Source organism: Acidobacteriota bacterium, assembly GCA_016700075.1.
Classification (GTDB): Bacteria; Acidobacteriota; Blastocatellia; order Pyrinomonadales; family Pyrinomonadaceae; genus OLB17.
Genome location: CP065000.1, coordinates 856,373 through 874,967, shown reverse-complemented (window position 1 = coordinate 874,967; position 18,595 = coordinate 856,373). Strand labels below are relative to the sequence as shown.

The following is an 18,595-nucleotide window of genomic DNA, read 5'->3' as shown; positions in this document are numbered from 1 at the left end:
AAGGTGAACGTGTCAACCAAGCATTTCGCCAATGGTTTTTGTTTAGAGTTACGCGTTTACGCGTAATCACGCCTAAAGGCGTAACTCTGAACACTAATTAGCGTTTCGAGAACTGGAAGCGCTTACGGGCACCTTTCTGTCCGTATTTCTTGCGTTCCTTCTTTCTCGGGTCGCGTGTGATGAGGCCCGCTTTCTTCAACTCAGGACGCAGGTCCGAATTGAATTCGAGCAACGCACGCGTGATGCCGTGACGAACCGCACCCGCCTGTCCGGCAGAGCCGCCGCCGTCAACATTCACGAGAATGTCGAACTTTTCCGTCGTTTCCGTAAGAGCGAGCGGCTGACGAATGATCATCTGCAACGCCTCATTAGGAAAATACGAGTTGAAATCACGCTTGTTCACCGTGATCGAGCCGCTGCCCGGACGAAGGTAAACCCTCGCTGTCGAGGTCTTTCTGCGGCCTGTTCCGTAATACTGAATGTCTGCCATATCTTACAGTTGGCAGCGGCAGCGGCAGCGGCAGTTTTCAACTGCGGACTGCGGCTGCTACTGCAGCTAAACTTCGATCGCCTCCGGTTTCTGGGCGGTGTGCCTGTGTTCGGCATCCGCGTAAACCTTCAATTTCTTTGCCATCGCCTTGCCGAGCTTAGTTTTCGGCAACATGCCTTTGATCGCAAGTTCGATGATCCGCTCAGGTTTCTGCTCGAGCATTTCCTTGACGGACTTTTCTTTCAAGCCGCCCGGATACAATGTGTGGTGGCGGTAAAGCTTTTGATCAGTTTTCGAACCGGTGAAAACGGCGTGACGTGCATTTATGACGACACAATGATCGCCCATGTCCATGAACGGTGTCCACGCAGGGTTGTTCTTGCCCGACAAAATGCGTGCGACCTCGGTCGCCAAACGGCCTACCGTTTTGCCTTTCGCGTCAACGACAAACCACTTTCTATCTTCTGCCAATCCCTTTCCGCTTGGAAAATAAGTACTCATATCTGCACACACTGTTGCCTTTCTCCGCAAAAATGCGAACTGACAGGATATCGAAACGAAAATAAATCGTCAAGCCGCGAAAACGAGGAAGTTTATCATCGCTGAGCGACGGTTCTTGCGGCAAAGAGCAGGCCGAGCATCGTTTTGGCGTCGTGGATCTCTCCGCGGTTAACCAATTCAATGGCGTCGGCGAGCGGAATTCGTTCGACCTCGATGATCTCGTCGATCTCCAACCGCTGCTCGGTCTGCGTGAGGCCGGCGGCGAAAAAGACGAACATCTTTTCATCGAGAAAGCCCGGCGAGACGTAGAATTCCGCGATCTTCTCAAGCTTTTCTGCTGTATATCCGATCTCTTCTTCCAGTTCTCGGGCGGCACCTTCGATGGGCGCCTCGCCTTCGTCGAGCGAGCCCGCGGGTAATTCCAGCAGCGTCTCTTTCGCCGCATGCCTGTATTGTCTGACCATCGCGACGGTGCCGTCGTCAAAAAGCGGTACGATCACGGCGCTGCCGCGGTGGGAAATTATCTCGCGGTCGTATTTCGCGTCGCCTTCGCGGATGGTGTCGATGCGGACATCAAAAATGCGGCCGTCATAGATCTTTTTTGTTGCGATTGTCTCGGGCATAAGGCAAGATGATAGCCATAGCAGTAACAGAATCCAAAACAGGTCGGCGTGCGAAACCCTGTATAACGCACTTGGTGCAAAAGAAGCATGTTGCTCGATGACAAGAACCTTACGGCTGCGAAAGCCGACGAATTCCTCGCCGAGGGCTATCTCGAATGCAAGGCCATAACGGAGCATTACGGGACGAGCTACTACTTCGCGACGCAGTTCTTCCCGCGGGAACTGCGGAATTCGATCTACGCCGTCTATGCCTTTGCACGCATTCCCGACGAGATCGTTGACGACCCGAACAAAGGTGATAAAGAAGAGACGCTGGCAAAGCTGAACGAATGGCGGGAACGCTGGCTCGCCGCGATGGCTGACGGCGGCAGCGACGACGCCGTTTTGCACGCCATAGTCGATACGTTCCGGCGTCACAACATCACCGTCGAGGACGGCGAGGCTTTCCTGAAGTCGATGTTTATGGATGAGGAGGTTTTCGCCTATGACAACTACGAGCACCTCGAGGAATACATGTACGGCTCGGCAGGCGTGATCGGCATTATGGTAACGAAGATCGTCGGCTACAGCTCGGACGAAGCCTTTCCCTATGCGATCAAGCTCGGCTACGCGTTCCAACTTACGAACTTCCTCCGCGACATCAAACAGGACTATGACGAGCTCGGCCGCATCTACATGCCGCGTGATGAAATGCGGCGGTTCGGGCTGACCGAACGCGACATCGCGACGCAGAATTTCGATGAGCGGTTCGTCGAATTCATGAATTTTCAGATCGAGCGAAACCGTCAGATATATCGCGAAGCTCTGCCGGGCATACCGATGCTGCATTGGCGGGGACGAATGGCAGTGCGCATCGCGTATGTTCTTTACAAGGCTATCCTGAACGAGATCGAGCGTGTGAACTACAATATCTATCGCGGCCGCGTCAGGACGAACTTCCGTCGAAAGCTGTGGCTATCGGCAAAAGCCCTCATCGGCGTTTATGAATAAGAACTTGCCGCTTGAAACTTGTCGGTATTCACTGAATGAAATTGTTTTCTGCAGTGAATGGTGACAAGTTTTTAGTGGATAGTCGCAACTGGAATGAACAAACGTGTATTGATAATCGGCGGCGGCATCGGCGGTCTTGGTACCGCCGGACTTTTTGCTCGCAAAGGCTACGACGTCACTCTCGTTGAAAAGAATGCTAACCTCGGCGGGCGAGCGAATATTTTCCAAAGCAACGGTTTCAAATTCGACATGGGGCCATCGTGGTACTTGGCACCTGACATTTTCGAGCATTTCTTTCGGCTGATGGGCGAACGCGTCAAAGACCACCTAGACCTAGTGAAGCTCTCTCCGTCTTACCGCATCTTTTTCAGGCGCGATGCCGAGCGGCTAGACATACACAGCGACATCGAACGCGATGCGGCGGCTTTCGATGCGATCGAGCCGGGAGCCGGCGACAACCTCCGCAAATATCTCGCACAGAGCGAATATCAATACGGCGTGGCGACAGAACATTTTATGTTCAAGAACTACGACCGCATCTGGGATTTCCTGAACAAACGCGTCGCGACCGAAGGGCAGAAGCTGTCCGTTTTTTCGAAGATGCACAATTTCGTCTCGCGATTCTTCAAGACGAAAAAGCTGCAGCAGGTGATGGAATACACGATGGTGTTCCTGGGCACATCGCCGTATGAGGCACCGGCGCTGTACAACCTGATGTCGCACATGGATTTTAATCAGGGCGTTTTTTATCCGCAGGGCGGTTTTTACGAGCTGATAAAAGCACTCGCCAACGTCGCGGAAAAGAACGGAGCGAAACTGAGGACGTCGTCCCCCGTGAAACGCATCGTCGTCAAGAACGGCAAGGCAGCGGGCGTCGAGTTGGAAGGCGGCGAGGTCATCGAAGCCGACATCGTCATTTCGAACGCCGATATGGAGCATACGGAAGCGCGGCTGCTCGAAAGCGGAAATCGCACGTTCAAAGAGAGTTATTGGAAAAAACGCGTGATGGCGCCGTCGGCCTTCATAATGTATCTCGGCGTCAGCGAAAAGATGCCGTCGCTGATACACCACAACCTGTTGTTCAGCGAGGATTGGCGGCGGAATTTCGCTGAGATCTACGACGATCCGCGTTTGCCTGATGAGCCTTCGCTGTATGTATGCGCGCCGAGCGTGACCGATCCTTCGGTCGCACCGGAAGGCAAGGAGAATTTATTTGTCCTTGTGCCGATCGCAAGCGGTCTGGAGATTCGCGAGGACGAAAAAGAACGTTACGCCGACAGGGTTTTGGCTCTGATGGAAGAGGAAATGGGCCTCGAAGGCCTGCGGCAGAAGATCGAATACAAACGCATTTACACGGTCGAAAATTTCGCGGCAGATTACAACGCGTTTCGCGGTTCGGCATTGGGACTTGCCCACACGCTAATGCAGACGGCGATATTCCGGCCGAAGAATTTTTCTAAAAAAGTTAAAGGCCTCTACTACGTCGGGGCCGGCACAAATCCCGGCATCGGCACGCAGATATGCCTGATCTCAGCCGAATTGGCTTACAAGCGCGTTCATAACATCAAATCACCCGGCCCACTGGAAGAGTTATAGCCACAGAGAAAACAAAAGTGAAAAAGTGAAAAGGTGAAAATAGAAAAGATATCTTGGTGTCCCCCAAAAATGTGCTTGTAGGTTGACGGGTTTCGGATTGTCCTCGACGGTGACATTTTCACTTTTTCACCTTGGTTCCTTCGTGCCTTCAGTGTTCTCTGTGGCTAGAATTTTCCTAGAGCGACGGACCAGAAGAGCACGAATCCGGCGGCGACGTTGATCAGCGGGAAAGCTTTGTAGAGTTTGAAGATGCGGCCGTGTTTCGCTGAGTAGAACGACGCGATCATCAGCAGCACATAGGCGAGCCCTAAAGTGACGCTCGAAAAGCCGAGATACGGAGCCGACAGAATTGCGGAAGCGGCGTAAAGAATAAGGCAGACGGCGATAGTGCCGTATTCGCCGCAGACAGTCGCAATGGTCGAGATGCCGGCTTCTTTGTCTGCCTCGACATCGGGAATTGCGGAGTACGCATGCATCGCGGCGGTCCAGCAAAGTGCGGCGATCACGATGGCAGCGGGTGGGAATTCGCCCGAGAGCAGCGAATATGCGAAGAAGCCCGGCATCGCGTAGAGAATGTTGAAGGCGGAATCGAGGAACGGCGTTGTTTTGGCTCGTATCGGCGGCGCGGAATAGAACACCGAAAAGAACAAGAACCCGATGACCGCTGCCGAAGCCGCGAAATTGGCGAAAAAAAAGATCGCCGCGAACGGAAGATTCGTTATCGCGATTGCCAGCCACAATGCACCGCGTGAATCCGGTTTTACCAGCGTTTCGTAATCGTCCTTTTTGGCGTTGATGCGGTCGGTCTCATAATCGAAAATGTCGTTGACGCCGTAGATGAGCAGATTTGCCGGAAACGTGAAATAAAGTCCGATCAGCAGATATGCTGGGTGCAGAAGTTCATTGAGATCAACCGCACCTGCAACAAGCCCGACCAGATACGGCCCAAGCACGTAGAACCAAAATCGCGGGCGGCTGACCTTTAGCAAGAATCGCAGATCGGGCATTGACTGATTGTAGCTGTGGCGAAAGATTTCCCGCAAAGACGCCAAGGGCATATGCAAAGAACGCAAAGAAGAGCTCCGATCTCCTTGGCGGTTGCCCTTGCAGCTTTGCGGCATTGCGGGAGGTCTCCGGCTTAGAGAACGAAATCAAGTGATCCCATCAAACAAAATCAATACCTACATAACCATTGCCGTCGCGATATTCCTTGCAACGGGTGCGTTCTTTATGGTCAATGTCGAGCTACCGGCATGGTCGCATTGGCTGTCTGGGCTGAACGTTGTGCTGTTCGCTCTGCCCGCGATGTGGGCGACGCGTTGGTGGCTCGGCTGGCGTGATGCCGCGATCCTTTGGGTAATGCTCGGTCTTTATGCACTCGCGATCGAGACGCTTGCGATATTTACAGGGTTTCCGTACGGGCATTTCGGTTATTCTGAACTGTTGGGCGCTAAGCTTTTCGGCGTTACTCCGTGGACGGTCTTTCTGGCGTGGTCGCCGCTGATGGTCGGAGCATGGGCGATGGCGGCGACGCTATTCTCGAATGCTTTCTTCCGCGGCGGAGCGGCCGCTGTCATCGCGATGTTCTTTGACCTTGTGCTCGATCCGGGAGCGGTTCGGCTCGGTTTTTGGCAATACGAAGGCGGCGGCGTTTTCTACGGCGTGCCGGTGTCGAATTTTCTCGGCTGGCTGGTCAGCGGGGCGATCGGTGCGTTGCTCATCGAGGCGTTTGTCGGGATCAGAAAGCCGCTGCTGCCGGTGCCTGTTCAATTGGCATCGAGCGCGTTCCTGATGATCGTGTTTTGGACGGCGATCTCTGTTTTTGGCGGCATGCTGTGGGCGGCTGTGATCGGTTTTGCAGTCATTGTCGCGATGGTTCGTTGGTGGCGGCGGTCTCATTATCGATTCGACGAACGCATCGTTTATGTCGACGACGACGGCACGCCGATCGGCACCGAAGAAAAGCTTGCGGCACATCACGCCGACACGCGTTTGCATTCGGCATTTTCGATATTTATTTTCAACGGCCGCGGCGAAACGCTACTGCAGCAGCGGGCTTTGCACAAAAAGACCTGGCCGGGCGTGTGGTCAAATTCGGCTTGCGGCCACGTCAAACTGCACGAAACCGTCGATGCTGCGGCTCGGCGTCGTCTCAAATACGAACTCGGCTTGACCGGCGTCGAACTCAAAATGACGCTCCCCGATTTCCGCTACCGAGCCGAAAAGGACGGCATTGTCGAAAACGAGATCTGCCCCGTTTTCGTCGGCTTTAGCGACAACGAGCCGCAGCCGAATCCCGACGAGGTCGCCGCGATTCGCTGGATCAAATGGGAAGATTTTGTTCGCGAAGTCGCTGATCCGGCGAACGGCTATTCGCCGTGGGCGGCCCTCGAGGTCAAACAGCTCATTTCGGAGCGACGATTTCTCGATTTGTATAGTAGAATCGTGTCCTGATGGCGAAATTCCGCATAGGTTTGGGCGTTTCGGGCGGTATCGCGGCTTATAAGGCGGTCGAGGTTTTGCGGCTGTTGCAGAAGGCTGGGTGCGACGTGTCGGTGGCGATGACGCGGCATGCGACGGAGTTTGTTCAGCCGCTGACGTTTCGCGCTCTGACCGAGCGGCACGTGATCGTGGACGACTATGATCCGGAGAATCCTGACCCGATCGCGCATATAAACTTTTCGCAGAACATCGACCTGCTGCTGATCGTGCCCGCGACGGCGAATATCATTGCGAAATTTGCCAACGGCGTGGCGGACGATTTTCTTTCTTCGACATATCTGGCGACCACGGCTCCGGTGATGATCGCTCCGGCGATGAACACGACAATGTGGGAACAACCCGCGACGCAGCGAAACGTCGAGCAGCTACGAGCCGACGGCGTGCATTTCGTCGAACCCGTCGCCGGCGAACTCGCGTGCAAGACTGTCGGTACGGGGAAGTTGGAGGATGTGGAGAATATAGTCGCGCAAGCTTTGGGGTTGTTGTCAGAACCGCCTGCGTCAGCGGGCGGGACGGCCGTTGGGGATATCGGCGTAGAATCTTTGACAAACTCATTGCCGCCCGCTCACGCAGGCGGTTCCGACCTCGTCGGAGAGAATATCTTGATCACCGTCGGCGGGACGCGGGAGGCCATCGATCCGGTGCGGTTCATTTCTAATCATTCGTCGGGGAAAATGGGATTCGCTGTGGCTGAAGCGGCGGCGGCGAGAAGTGCTGAGGTGACGGTGGTTGCCGGTGAGACTAAGGTCGCTCCGCCGGCGAATATTCGGGTAATACGAGCCGTTTCGGCGAAAGAAATGCACGATGCGGTGATCAACGAACTGCAAAATGCAACGGTTTTCGTCGGTGCGGCGGCAGTCGCTGATTACGCTCCGGTGAACGCCGCGGACGCCAAGATCAAGAAGGACGGCCGCGACACGATGACGCTTGAGCTCGCGAAAACGCCCGATATTTTGGCGGATGTGTCTAAGAATCGTCACGACGGGCTCATCGTCGTTGGTTTCGCTGCCGAGACTGACAACGTTGTCGAATACGCGCGTTCGAAAATGGCGAAAAAAGGCCTCGACATCGTCGTCGCAAACGACATCACAAAAGAAGGTGCGGGATTTAATACCGATACGAATATCGCGACCATTCTGACAAAAGACAGCGAGGCTGACGAGTTGCCGCTGATGTCAAAACGCGACCTTGCTGACAGATTGCTCGACCGCGTCGTGAAGCTCAGAAACGATGGCAAATGACGCCGTAAAACAAGTTATCCGCGACATTCGAGAACGGCTGGCGTTCCTCGGCGAGCTCGGCGTTGAAGGCATAGAGGCGGACATCGCAGATGTGCCGAAAGTTGAAAGGCGGGCAGAATCTCGGACTGCAAAAATTGAGACGGTTCCGATCGCGGAAATTCGCGTCCCAGAAAAGACGAAAGAGTACGATGCCGAGGCCGCAAAACGCCGCATTGCATCGCTGCCGTCGCTGTCGGGCAGGAAGCCGGTCGTTCCTGTGGAACGAAAACCTGAGATATCAAGCATGACAGCAAGTGAACTCCCGCCGCCGGCCGAGACCATTGAGCAGATACGTGCTGAGATCGGGCCGGATTGCACACGCTGCAAACTTGCGACGCTCGGCCGAAAACAGGTCGTCAACAGCACGGGCAATTTCAACGCAAGGCTGATGTTCGCGGGCGAAGCTCCCGGAGCGGACGAGGATGTTCAGGGAGCGCCGTTCGTCGGCAGGGCAGGGCAGCTGCTCACCAAGATAATTGAGAGCATTGGCCTAAGTCGCGACGAAGTTTTCATCGGCAACATCAACCGCTGCCGACCGCCCCAAAACCGTGCACCCGAGCCGGACGAAACGGTAGCGTGCAAGCCATTTTTGCTCAGAGAGATAGCGGTCGTTCGCCCCGAGGTCATAGTCGTTCTCGGTGCGACGGCGGCGCAGAATCTGCTTGAAACAAAGGTCCCTATCGGCAAGCTCCGAGGGCAATTTCACGACTATATGGGCGTCAAGGTGATGCCGACATTTCATCCGGCATACCTGCTTCGCGACCCGAATAAGAAACGCGAAGTGTGGGAAGATATGAAGATGGTTCGCGACTACCTTTCGTCTCGAGGATAGAACTATGTTGTCACGGTACATTTTTGCGGCATTTGTAATCTGCTTTGGTTTTTCAAGCTTCGTTGCACAAGACAGAGCTGAGCCGACAAAAAAGGGGCTTATAGAACGTTTTGCCACTCTGACCAAAACAAATCGGCTCGACGTCAAGATCCAACTTTCACTTGATGACGTCAATGATCAGATGAAGGCGTTGATTGATGATGAAAAAGACCTTCACGAAGAGCAAAAGTCGGCCCTACAAGTCGAAAGAAAAGCTATATTTGACAAACTCTCGGCGCGCACGGAAAAGGAACTGAACGAGAGTAAAGTTCTCTCTAAGCTGGGATACGATACTGTGATAAGTGTGTTCGATAAAGTGTTTTCCGAAGCAGAACTTATCGAACTAATTCGATTCTATGAATCGGCGTTGGGGCAAAAGGCTGTTGCGTTCCTAGCCCGTGTTACAGATGAGATAAGTTCTAGATTTCGAGTACAGCTTGAGGCAAGGATAGGCGAGGTGTCAAAACCACAAATTGATTCGGCCATGGACGAACTCCGCAAGCGTATCGACGAGGTAAAGAAGAAATGAAACCAAATACCATTATGTCGCCCTTTATGAGCGTGAAAATCATTCTAACGCTGGCATTGAGCGGCTGTCTTGTGTTTTTTCCGCATGCAAGTTTTTCGCAGAAAGCCGCGATGCCGGAATTGAAGCAGAATCAATCGCCGCAGAACCCGCGAATCGGATTCATGATCCACGGCGGAGCCGGCGTGATACGCAAGGGCTCGCTGACGCCGGAACGCGAGCGCGAATACAAGGCAAAGCTCGAAGAGGCAGTGATGGCTGGCTACAAGGCTCTTCAGGCAGGTCGTTCGGGCCTCGATGCGGTCGAGCTTGCGATACGCATTCTTGAGGATTCGCCTCTGTTCAATGCGGGCAAGGGTGCGGTTTTTACGAACGACGGCAAGAACGAACTCGACGCCTCGATCATGGACGGCAAGACGATGAATGCCGGTGCGGTCGCCGGCTTGCGAAAAGTGAAAAATCCAATCACGCTCGCTCGTGCCGTGATGGAAAAAAGCCCGCATGTGATGATGATCGGCGAAGGCGCCGAGAAATTTGCGGCGGAGCAAAAGCTGGAGCTCGTTGACGAGAAATATTTCTGGACCGAGGCCCGCTGGAATTCGCTGCAGCGTGTGCTAATAGAAGAAAGAGAAAAGGCTGAGAAAAAGCCGGAAACCGTGTCCGAATCAGCACGTTCGCTGCCGGAGAATCGTTTCGGAACGGTCGGCGCGGTTGCTCTTGATAAGGACGGCAATCTTACTGCGGGAACCTCAACGGGCGGCATGACGAACAAACGCTGGGGACGCGTCGGCGATGTCCCGATCATCGGTGCCGGGACGTATGCTAACAACAATTCCTGTGCGGTTTCGGCGACGGGATGGGGCGAGTTCTTTATTCGGCTGACCGTTGCACGCGATATCTGCGCCTTGGTCGAATATCGCGCTTTGCCGGTGCAGAATGCCGCGGATCTTGTCATAAAGAAACGCTTGCAGGAGATGGGCGGCGACGGCGGCGTGATCGTGATGGACAAGCTCGGAAATATGGGCATCTCGTTCAACAGCGAAGGAATGTACCGCGCCTTTATCGATAAGGACGGCAAACCCGTTGTCGAGATCTACGCTGATTAAATGCTTTCTGCAGAAATAATCGCCATCGGCAGCGAGCTGTTGACGCCTGAAAAAAGCGACACGAACAGCGTTTGGCTGACCGAACGGCTGAACGAGATCGGCATCGACGTTAAGCTGAAGACCATCGTCGGCGATGATGCTGCGCGTCTGGAAAAGTGCATCAGCGACGCGGCTTCGCGTTCCGATATCGTGCTGATGACCGGCGGCCTCGGGCCGACGACCGACGATATTACCCGCGAATGTGCGGCGAAGGCTCTCGCCCGCGAACTGGAATACCACGACGAGATCGAACAGCATTTGCGTGACCGCTTTCGTTCGTGGGGACGCGAGATGCCTGAGATCAATAAGCGGCAGGCGTTCGTCGTCGAAGGCGCGGAGATCTTGCCAAATCCGAACGGTTCCGCCTGCGGAATGCTGATCGTTGAGAACGGGAAATACCTCGCAATTCTGCCGGGACCGCCGAAAGAGAATCAGCCGATGTTCTTAAACCACGTCCTGCCGCATCTCGATAAGCTGACCGGCGATGTTTACGTGCGGCGGCGTGTTGTCAAGGTGTCGGGCAAAGGAGAATCGGCCGTTGACGAGGTCGCTGCTCCGATATACTCAAAGTTTTCCGACATAACGACGTCCATTCTGTTCAATAAAAGCGAGGTCGAGATACACCTTGCTGCTCGAGCGGATTCTCCCGAAAAAGCCGAAAATATTGCGGCGCAAGCTGCCGGGGAGATCGCGACGGCACTCGGTTCAGCGGTCTTTTCGACGAACGGCGAATCAATGGAAGCGGTCGTCGGCAGAATGCTCGCGGAACGCGGAGAGACAATTTCAACTGCGGAAAGCTGTACCGGAGGGCTGATAGCGGAACGTCTGACCGATATTCCGGGCTCGTCGGCGTATTTCATGGCGGGCGTTGTTACATACTCGAACGACGCGAAAATACGCGATCTGGGCGTTCCGGCTGAGATCATCGAAAAACACGGCGCCGTCAGTGCCGAATGCGCGGAAGCGATGGCCGTAGGAATGCTTGAACGTGCAAAGACCACCTATGCCGTCTCTGTTACGGGCATTGCCGGGCCCGATGGCGGCAGCGAGGAGAAGCCCGTCGGTACAGTATTCATAGGCATTGCGGACGCTCACGGCGTCAGATCCAAACGGCTCCAGATCCCGGGCGACCGCTTTTTGATCAGATGGCGTGCGTCGCAGGCCGGACTCGATATTCTTCGACGCCGCATCATTCACCGCGATGCGTCAGGCGAAACTGCATCTAAGGGTTGATTTTTTAACGCTTTACGCCGAAAATCATCGTTTAGGCGTCCCAAATTTTCCGCTGCAAAAAAAGCAACCTTGCTGGAATAAAAGCGTGAAAATTGTTGTTGCAGACGTCGTTTCGTCCTACGCTCTGACCCGGACCACAAAACGTTATGAAGAAATTCAGGTATTTTCGTTCAATTGTCGGCCTCCTGCTGGTTCTTTCGCTCGTTTCGCCGATGTTTGCTGCCTCGGCCGTTTCGAATGACCACAAGAAGCACTTTAAGCAGGGGATCAAGTATTCGGATGCCGAACAGTGGGACAAAGCGGCAGAAGAGTTCTCTCTTGCGGTCGCCGCCAGCCCGAAGAATCCGGAATATCGCCTGCACCTGATGCGGTCGCTTTTCAATGCTTCGCAGATGTTCATGAAGCGCGGGACGATCGCGGCAAACGAGAAAGATTATGAAGCCGGTTACACGGCATTTCGCAGAGCGTATGCATTCGACCCGACTAACGAACTCGCAAGATCCGAGATGGAGCGTATGGTGCGGCTCATCAAGGAGCGGAACGGCGATGTGAATATCGACGGCTCGTCGGACGGAGTTAAACTCGTTCAAACGGGATTCAACAGCCAAACGCAAATACCGACCGGCTTGCCGCAGAGGCTCGAAAAACTGCGTGACGTGCCGTTCCCGGGCGGCGTCGATCTGCAGTTCATCATCAAGGAGCTCGCACGCGAACTCGACCTGAACGTGCTTTTCGATATTGAGACGTTCCGTACGGCGGGCCGCAAAACCGCGATCGACCTGAAGAACGTAACGGCCGCAAAGGCACTTGACTACATCTTCCTGCAGGAAGGGCTGTTCTTTCAACGCGTAGGCCCGCGGACGATACTTGTAGCGAACCAGACCCAGCGGACGAAATTTCAACAGCTTGTTCTGCGTACTTTCTACCTTGCAAACGCAAGCCCGAAAGACGTTGCAAAGGTCGTTCAGACCGCCATTCCGCCTCAGCCCGGCCGCAGCCAGACGATCGTGCTGCAGGATGACGCGACAAACAGCGTCACTATCCGCGATACGGAAGAGAACGTCCGCCTCATCGGCCGACTTATTCAGTCGCTTGATAAGGACCGTGCTGAGGTCGTGATGGACGTCGCGATATACGAGGTCAACAAGACCGATCTGCTGCAATTAGGGAATCAGGTTGGCACGCAGCAGCAGCTGACGAATTTGGGCGGCTCGGGCCAGGGTGCTGTCGGGCTCGGCGGTACGATATTGAATACCATAACAGGCGGAGCTGCTGCGACGACGCTGCCGACCGCGATCGCGACCGGCATTCTGCTGCCGTCGGCAAGTTTGCAGGCTTTTCAAAGCCGCAACAATACAAAGCTGATCGCATCGACGCAGATCCATGCTTTCAACAACGAAGATTCATCGGCACGCATCGGTCAGCGTGTTCCCGTACAGAGCGCTCAGTTCGTCACGGGTACAGGCACGACCAATATCGGCGGCGTCGTATCGAATGTCATCAACTACGAACAGGTCGGTCTGACGCTGAAATTCAAGCCGCTTGTTTTCCCGAACCAGGACGTTCAGGTGGCGATGGAGATCGAATCGAAAGATGTGGCAGGTGCTTCTACGCTGACGCCTACGTTTACTGAGCGTTCGATCAAAGGAACGGCGAGAGTGCAGAACAATAAAACGCTGCTGCTCGCCAGCGTCGCACAGGGTGTCGAAACGCGCGGACGCCAGGGCCTTCCGGTCCTTGGCCTGATACCCATTTTGGGCAGGCTTTTCACCGCTCCTACAAAAGACAACCGCCAGGTCGATATCGTGATCGCGATCACTCCGCGAGTGATCCGCGCACCGGCCATTTTGCCGGATGATGAGGTCGAACGCCCGACCGGAAGTATCGCAGTGCCGACCAACAATTCGCTCGAAGCTATGCTGGTTCAGGAAGAGCGTGACGAGATGCTCGCCGCCGCACGAAATTTGCCGGTGAATCCTGTCGTCCAGCTTCCCGATGCGCCTGTTGACGCTCCCGCCTTCGTAAGGCAGGATGCCAAATCAGCGGCGTCATCCGCCGCGGCGGTCCCGGAAACCAATGCCACTGCGGCAGCGATCCCGGCATCGACGGCCATAGTTCCGATCGACTCATCGGCAAGGACGCTGGATCTGAAGCAGACCTCGGAATCGATGCCCGACAGCGTTGAACCAACCTCGGCATTTGCCGGCGATATCAAAATGAAGGACGTTCCGGTCGCGATGACGCGAGGGCAAAAGGCGACAATTGCGGTCAGTTTCAGCGGCAGCGGTGATATCGGCTCGGCAGTGATCGGGCTGAAGTTCGACGCAAAGAAGATCGCAGTACGTTCTGTCAGCTACGGTGATGCGTTCGGGTCGCTGAACGCCCGTTCATCGGCGATCCCGTTCCTAAATCAGAACGGCAAGATGTATGTCACGCTGACATCAGGCAGCGGCATAGCGGCCGACGGTGATGTTGCATATATCGAGATCGAAGCGTTGACTGACGGTGCCGTCGAATTGGAGTTTGACCGTGACATTGTCAATTTCCTGACGCCGGACGGAAAGAATTTCAAGCTCAGGTATTTGGATTAAGTGAGACTTCGGGCATTCAGAAAATTAGGCCTGCGGCAGCACGGCGGTTACAGCCTGCTGGAGCTGGTCATCACGCTCGGTGTGCTCGCCGTACTCGTGATGGGAACCATTCCGATGGCAGAGAATTCCGTGCGCCGCCAAAAAGAGGTCCGGCTGCGTGAGGCTCTGCGCATGATGCGTGCTGCTATCGACGAATTTAAACGCGACACCTTGGGGGCATGCGGCCCCGGCTCCGTTCAAAACGTCCCCGGAGCACCGCCGAATCCGAATACCTCAGTGCCGGCAGATCCTCGCAGCCGAGTTGTCATTGACGACTGCAAGATCTTTGAGACGGACAATCTGGACAAATACCCGCCGTCGCTCGATATCCTTGTTTCAGGCGTGAAGGTTCGTCCGCGCGGTTTGAATCTGCGCGGCGGCAGCGGGCTGCGCGACGGCAGCCCGCAGGCGACCGAGATAAATATCAACGAAGAGGTTACCAAGGTCTATCTTCGCGAGATACCGATCGATCCATTTACCGGCGAACGCGATTGGAAGCTCCGTTCGTCATATCAGAACAGCGATTCGGACAATTGGGATGAGGTCAACGTTTTCGATGTGCGTTCTGCGTCGGATCAGACAGCCCTGAACGGAGAGAAATACAGTGATTGGTAAATTCACACGTCAGGGCGGCTGGTCGCTGCTGGAATTGATGATAGCGATGTTTATCATCATCATCCTTATCTCGGTCGCTGTGCCGACGTATGAGCGCAGCGTTCGCTACGCAAAGGAGACCGTTCTGAAGGAGAACCTTTGGCAAATGCGAAAGGCCATCGACCAATATACTGCGGACAAGGGCAAGTTGCCCGGTTCGGTCGATGATCTGGTTTCGTCCAGATATTTGCGGGAAAAGCCGATGGACCCTATCCTCGAACGCACTGAATGGAACGAGGTGATGGGCGAGGATCCCAACAACAGCGAAGGGCAAACAGGGCTGACGGACGTAAAGAGCCTTGCCGACGGAGTGGACAGTTCAGGCGTTTCCTACAGTGATTATTAGTATGTTCGATGCATTGACCAGGCCAAATTATCCCAATGCCGCACTCGGTATCTCAGATACCGCGATTGCCGCTGTTTCGGTTCGACGTGCGGGCCGCGGACAGGTTTCTCTGGAACGCGTCGGCATACTCCCCATGCCGGCCGGTGTCATCGCGCCGAGCTTCTCGGATGTGAACATTGTCGATGGACGGGCTTTTTCTTCGATGCTGCGAGAGGTTTCAGAAGCCGCCGGACTGCTCAGCCAAAAACGATGGTCCGTCACCTTGCCTTCAAGCGCTGCCCGTACGGCCATCGTCTCGCTTGACGCTGAGCCTTCGTCGCGTCAGGAAACCGAAGAGATACTCGATTGGAAAGCGGAGCAGACCTTCGGAGTTCCCGCGACGGACCTGCGCGTTTCGCGGCAGAAAATAGCATCGGACACTTCGGGCAAGATCCGTTATTTCATGTCTGCGGTCACGTTGGCGGTCATAGACGAATACGAATCGCATTTCGAATCGCTCGGATGGAAGGCAGGGCTCATTTTGCCGCGTTCGCTCGGCGAGGCCAACTGGCTGCTCCGCAACCGCACAGCGACGGATTCTCTGCTTATCAGTGCGTCAGACGATGGTTTTACCGCACTTTTGATGCGGGGCAGCGAGCCGATGCTGGTTCGCTCGGTCACCTGCCGGCCCGACGAGATGGACGACGAGGTTTACAGGCTGTTGATGTTTTACGGCGACCGGGTGGGAAGCTCGCCGGATGCAGGAATGCTCGAGCGTGTCCTGGTCGTCGGCGATACGGAATTACGGGATCGTTTACCCTCCATCGCAAATGACGCTTTGGGTGCACCACTCCGCGTCGTCGGCCCGACAGAGGCCGGCATGGATTTTCTTCCGGACGGCGTGGCGTTCGACAGCGTCGCCGCTCCGGCCGGGCTTGCTGCCCTTGCCGCCTGAAACAAGAGCTCCCCTTGCAAATTGAAACCATTTTGCCCAGACTTGCGTAGTAACCGATAACGCAGTTTCGATGGAAGCCTCCGCATACCTCACCGCAAGAGACCTGACCGACGCCGAGCTTGTTGTTCGCACGGTGTCTGGTTCGCACGACGGATTTGAGGAGCTCGTCCGGCGCTATCAGAGGCCGATCGTCAGCTATGTTTACCGGATGCTGGGAGACCATGACGCCTCGCTCGATGTATCGCAGGAAGTATTCATCAAGGTTTACAATTCGATCGACAGATACAGCAGCGAGTACAAGTTCTCCACCTGGCTGTACCGCATTGCGCATAATGCTGCCATTGATCACCTTCGCCGGAATTCTGTTCACACGCACAGCCTCGAGATCGAAGGACAGGACGGCGCGTACGAGATACAGATAGAATGCGGCGCTCGAAACCCCGAACAGGAACAGGAACGCAACGAACGCATCTCGGAAATTGAAGAGGTCATTTCGGGCCTGCCGCCCGCATATCGCGAGTTGCTGCTGCTGCGGCATGCTCGTGAGCTTTCCTACGAAGAAATGGTCGAAGTGACGGGGCTGCCTCTCGGGACTGTCAAGAACCGTCTGTTTCGAGCACGCGAGATGATGCGAGATGTCTTGCTTAAAAGGGGGATCATTCGATGAGAGAGATGTCCCGTGTGCACCTTGGCACGAAGGCCGAGTGTCCGTCACCTATCATAGCCGGCTACCTCGATGGAGAACTCGAACCGTCAGAAGAGCTTTCTTTTGAACTGCACCTTGCCGATTGCAAGGTATGCTCGTCCGCTTTGCTAGAACAAAGACAGATACTCTGCCTGCTGAACAGCAGCTTTTCGGGGTCCGCAGATATCGAACCGCCGGCCGATTTTGCCAAGAAGGTCACCGCAACCGCCGAAAGCAATGTCAACGGCCTGCGTAGGCCCGAGGAGAGATTAAATGCATATTTCGTCATTGCGGCGATGGCGATATTTTGTCTATTTGCATTTTTCTCGTATGCAGATATTTTGACCCCGGCACAAAAGATCGGTGAGGTTGTTGCAGGCGTTGCGACGGTCTCGTTTCATATGTTTACTTCGTTTTATGCCGGTATCGTCGTCATCACACGCTCGGCGTCCTCGCAAGTATCTAATCAGGCCGTCCTGGCGCTGCTCATCACTGCAGCGGTAGTGGTTCTATTTCCCGCCGTTCGGCGCTCGCGTTTTCTTAAAGGATAGTCCAAAGATGACCATCGCGGGCCGCTGCATTACAAGATCGAAGCAAGGCCGCTCCATTCGGGCGGCCGCTTTTGTTTTCACATGGATGCTCCTGATGTTCGCAGCCGCTGAAACTGCATTCGGCGTAAATGCGGTCTCCACTTCCGAAGACGACACAACAGTGATCGTTAACGACGCTCCGGATCAGGAGGTCTATGTCTTTGGCCGCAACGTCGTTGTGAAGAAGCAGGCAAAGGGAGTTCTTGCCATCGGCGGCGATGTGATCGTAGAGGGCCGCGTTACGGGAGATGTCGCGACGATCGGCGGCAACGTAATACAGGAAAACGATGCATACATCGGCGGCGACGTGATAGTTTTCGGCGGATCGTACAAGTCCGCGGCGGAGAAGCCGCTCCGCGAAGAAGGAAAGGAAACCATCATGTTCGCGGTATTTGAGAACGAACTGCGTAGCATCGGCCAGGAACCGTCGCAGATGCTTTCGCCGGACATAACGCCGTCATTTTTTGCCCAGCGTTTCGTCCTGGCGCTTTTTTGGTTCCTTCTTTCCATGGTCGTCGCGACCGTAGCTCCGGGAGCGGTCAGCCGGGCTGCCGTGCGCGTTCGCCTTTCATGGCCGAAAACGCTTGGCGTCGGTACGCTCTTCTTTGCGGCTATCGTTGCGATGATCGTCGGTGCCGCATTAACGCTCCCTGAATACCTAGGCCTGACGATATTTCTGATGGGCCTGGTGGTCGTGGTGCTTGCCTATGTTTTCGGCCGTGTCGCACTTCACGTCGCGCTCGGCAAGATCCTCACCAAACGGGTCAATAACGGTAACAACCGCTCTGAAACTCTTTCCATCCTAATAGGTGTCGTCCTGCTGACGGTGCTGCTGTCTCTGCCTTATTTGTGGGTCCTCGTCCTCTTCGGTGTCCTTTCCATTGGCCTGGGCCTGCTTTTGACCGCCCGAACCTCGCCGGAAGCCCAAAATAACGCGGGCTGAATGCTTGCAGACTTTTACATTTCTTTACAAAAAGGCCCGAACTTCGCTGATAAAAT

The 18,595-nt window shown here is 55.0% G+C and carries 19 protein-coding genes; 15 read left to right on the top strand and 4 right to left on the bottom strand.

Annotation, left to right across the window (positions count from 1 at the left end; translation table 11 throughout):
• Nucleotides 1-97 precede the first annotated feature (97 nt).
• The 3 genes from rpsI to IPM50_04010 form a co-directional block, all read right to left on the bottom strand.
• Nucleotides 98-490: a 30S ribosomal protein S9 gene (gene rpsI, locus IPM50_04020; protein QQS33758.1), complete on the bottom strand. Its 393-nt coding sequence runs from the start codon at nucleotides 488-490 to the stop codon at nucleotides 98-100.
• A gap of 66 nt (nucleotides 491-556) precedes the next feature.
• The gene (gene rplM, locus IPM50_04015) at nucleotides 557-991 is read right to left on the bottom strand and encodes a 50S ribosomal protein L13 (GenBank protein QQS33757.1); all 435 of its coding nucleotides are present in this window, start codon (nucleotides 989-991) and stop codon (nucleotides 557-559) included.
• Nucleotides 992-1,086: 95 nt separating this feature from the next.
• On the bottom strand, nucleotides 1,087-1,614 hold the full coding sequence (locus tag IPM50_04010) for an NUDIX hydrolase (GenBank protein QQS33756.1): 528 nt from the start codon (nucleotides 1,612-1,614) through the stop codon (nucleotides 1,087-1,089).
• Between the two features lie 87 nt (nucleotides 1,615-1,701).
• On the opposite strand from IPM50_04010, the gene IPM50_04005 reads away from it, so the two are divergent.
• A complete protein-coding gene (locus IPM50_04005) occupies nucleotides 1,702-2,604 on the top strand; it encodes a phytoene/squalene synthase family protein (protein QQS33755.1) in 903 nt (300 codons plus the stop codon).
• A 93-nt stretch (nucleotides 2,605-2,697) separates the two neighbouring features.
• Entirely contained in the window at nucleotides 2,698-4,200 is a 1,503-nt protein-coding gene (gene crtI, locus IPM50_04000; GenBank protein QQS33754.1) for a phytoene desaturase, read from the top strand.
• A 164-nt stretch (nucleotides 4,201-4,364) separates the two neighbouring features.
• Here crtI and IPM50_03995 read toward each other — a convergent pair whose 3' ends face one another.
• A complete protein-coding gene (locus IPM50_03995; GenBank protein QQS33753.1) occupies nucleotides 4,365-5,207 on the bottom strand; it encodes a prenyltransferase in 843 nt (280 codons plus the stop codon).
• Nucleotides 5,208-5,355: 148 nt separating this feature from the next.
• On the opposite strand from IPM50_03995, the gene idi reads away from it, so the two are divergent.
• The 13 genes from idi to IPM50_03930 all read left to right on the top strand — a co-directional run bounded on the left by idi (nucleotide 5,356) and on the right by IPM50_03930 (nucleotide 18,539).
• The gene (idi, locus tag IPM50_03990; protein QQS33752.1) at nucleotides 5,356-6,654 is read left to right on the top strand and encodes an isopentenyl-diphosphate Delta-isomerase; all 1,299 of its coding nucleotides are present in this window, start codon (nucleotides 5,356-5,358) and stop codon (nucleotides 6,652-6,654) included.
• Complete coding sequence (gene coaBC / locus IPM50_03985) at nucleotides 6,654-7,943, top strand: bifunctional phosphopantothenoylcysteine decarboxylase/phosphopantothenate--cysteine ligase CoaBC (GenBank protein ID QQS33751.1); 1,290 nt, start codon at nucleotides 6,654-6,656, stop codon at nucleotides 7,941-7,943. The genes idi and coaBC overlap by 1 nt, the downstream gene beginning before the upstream one ends.
• A gap of 283 nt (nucleotides 7,944-8,226) precedes the next feature.
• Nucleotides 8,227-8,814, top strand: coding sequence for a uracil-DNA glycosylase (locus tag IPM50_03980; protein ID QQS34452.1), 588 nt, complete (start codon nucleotides 8,227-8,229; stop codon nucleotides 8,812-8,814).
• 4 nt (nucleotides 8,815-8,818) lie between these two features.
• A complete protein-coding gene (locus tag IPM50_03975) occupies nucleotides 8,819-9,382 on the top strand; it encodes a DUF2059 domain-containing protein (GenBank protein ID QQS33750.1) in 564 nt (187 codons plus the stop codon).
• 26 nt (nucleotides 9,383-9,408) lie between these two features.
• On the top strand, nucleotides 9,409-10,485 hold the full coding sequence (locus IPM50_03970; GenBank protein ID QQS34451.1) for an isoaspartyl peptidase/L-asparaginase: 1,077 nt from the start codon (nucleotides 9,409-9,411) through the stop codon (nucleotides 10,483-10,485).
• On the top strand, nucleotides 10,486-11,757 hold the full coding sequence (locus tag IPM50_03965) for a competence/damage-inducible protein A (GenBank protein QQS33749.1): 1,272 nt from the start codon (nucleotides 10,486-10,488) through the stop codon (nucleotides 11,755-11,757).
• A 146-nt stretch (nucleotides 11,758-11,903) separates the two neighbouring features.
• The gene (locus tag IPM50_03960; GenBank protein ID QQS33748.1) at nucleotides 11,904-14,348 is read left to right on the top strand and encodes a hypothetical protein; all 2,445 of its coding nucleotides are present in this window, start codon (nucleotides 11,904-11,906) and stop codon (nucleotides 14,346-14,348) included.
• Entirely contained in the window at nucleotides 14,349-15,002 is a 654-nt protein-coding gene (locus tag IPM50_03955) for a type II secretion system protein (GenBank protein QQS33747.1), read from the top strand. It begins immediately after the preceding gene.
• Nucleotides 14,992-15,387, top strand: a complete 396-nt coding sequence (locus tag IPM50_03950; GenBank protein ID QQS33746.1) for a general secretion pathway protein GspG — start codon at nucleotides 14,992-14,994, stop codon at nucleotides 15,385-15,387. Before IPM50_03955 ends, IPM50_03950 begins: the two co-directional genes overlap by 11 nt.
• A 1-nt stretch (nucleotide 15,388) precedes the next feature.
• Nucleotides 15,389-16,321: a hypothetical protein gene (locus IPM50_03945; protein ID QQS33745.1), complete on the top strand. Its 933-nt coding sequence runs from the start codon at nucleotides 15,389-15,391 to the stop codon at nucleotides 16,319-16,321.
• Nucleotides 16,322-16,391: 70 nt separating this feature from the next.
• Nucleotides 16,392-16,988: a sigma-70 family RNA polymerase sigma factor gene (locus tag IPM50_03940; protein QQS33744.1), complete on the top strand. Its 597-nt coding sequence runs from the start codon at nucleotides 16,392-16,394 to the stop codon at nucleotides 16,986-16,988.
• On the top strand, nucleotides 16,985-17,557 hold the full coding sequence (locus IPM50_03935) for a zf-HC2 domain-containing protein (protein ID QQS33743.1): 573 nt from the start codon (nucleotides 16,985-16,987) through the stop codon (nucleotides 17,555-17,557). The genes IPM50_03940 and IPM50_03935 overlap by 4 nt, the downstream gene beginning before the upstream one ends.
• 7 nt (nucleotides 17,558-17,564) lie before the next feature.
• Entirely contained in the window at nucleotides 17,565-18,539 is a 975-nt protein-coding gene (locus tag IPM50_03930; protein ID QQS33742.1) for a hypothetical protein, read from the top strand.
• Nucleotides 18,540-18,595: the final 56 nt, after the last annotated feature.

Bases quoted from the DNA above. Each gene is read 5' to 3' on its own strand.
- IPM50_03935 (QQS33743.1), top strand. From the start codon at position 16,985: ATGAGAGAGATGTCCCGTGTGCACCTTGGCACGAAGGCCGAGTGTCCG.
- IPM50_03945 (QQS33745.1), top strand. From the start codon at position 15,389: ATGTTCGATGCATTGACCAGGCCAAATTATCCCAATGCCGCACTCGGT.
- rplM (QQS33757.1), bottom strand. From the start codon at position 991: ATGAGTACTTATTTTCCAAGCGGAAAGGGATTGGCAGAAGATAGAAAG.
- IPM50_03995 (QQS33753.1), bottom strand. From the start codon at position 5,207: ATGCCCGATCTGCGATTCTTGCTAAAGGTCAGCCGCCCGCGATTTTGG.
- IPM50_03970 (QQS34451.1), top strand. From the start codon at position 9,409: ATGAGCGTGAAAATCATTCTAACGCTGGCATTGAGCGGCTGTCTTGTG.
- IPM50_03965 (QQS33749.1), top strand. From the start codon at position 10,486: ATGCTTTCTGCAGAAATAATCGCCATCGGCAGCGAGCTGTTGACGCCT.
- IPM50_04005 (QQS33755.1), top strand. From the start codon at position 1,702: ATGTTGCTCGATGACAAGAACCTTACGGCTGCGAAAGCCGACGAATTC.
- IPM50_03930 (QQS33742.1), top strand. From the start codon at position 17,565: ATGACCATCGCGGGCCGCTGCATTACAAGATCGAAGCAAGGCCGCTCC.
- IPM50_03960 (QQS33748.1), top strand. From the start codon at position 11,904: ATGAAGAAATTCAGGTATTTTCGTTCAATTGTCGGCCTCCTGCTGGTT.
- coaBC (QQS33751.1), top strand. From the start codon at position 6,654: ATGGCGAAATTCCGCATAGGTTTGGGCGTTTCGGGCGGTATCGCGGCT.
- IPM50_04010 (QQS33756.1), bottom strand. From the start codon at position 1,614: ATGCCCGAGACAATCGCAACAAAAAAGATCTATGACGGCCGCATTTTT.
- IPM50_03975 (QQS33750.1), top strand. From the start codon at position 8,819: ATGTTGTCACGGTACATTTTTGCGGCATTTGTAATCTGCTTTGGTTTT.
- crtI (QQS33754.1), top strand. From the start codon at position 2,698: ATGAACAAACGTGTATTGATAATCGGCGGCGGCATCGGCGGTCTTGGT.
- IPM50_03980 (QQS34452.1), top strand. From the start codon at position 8,227: ATGACAGCAAGTGAACTCCCGCCGCCGGCCGAGACCATTGAGCAGATA.
- rpsI (QQS33758.1), bottom strand. From the start codon at position 490: ATGGCAGACATTCAGTATTACGGAACAGGCCGCAGAAAGACCTCGACA.
- IPM50_03940 (QQS33744.1), top strand. From the start codon at position 16,392: ATGGAAGCCTCCGCATACCTCACCGCAAGAGACCTGACCGACGCCGAG.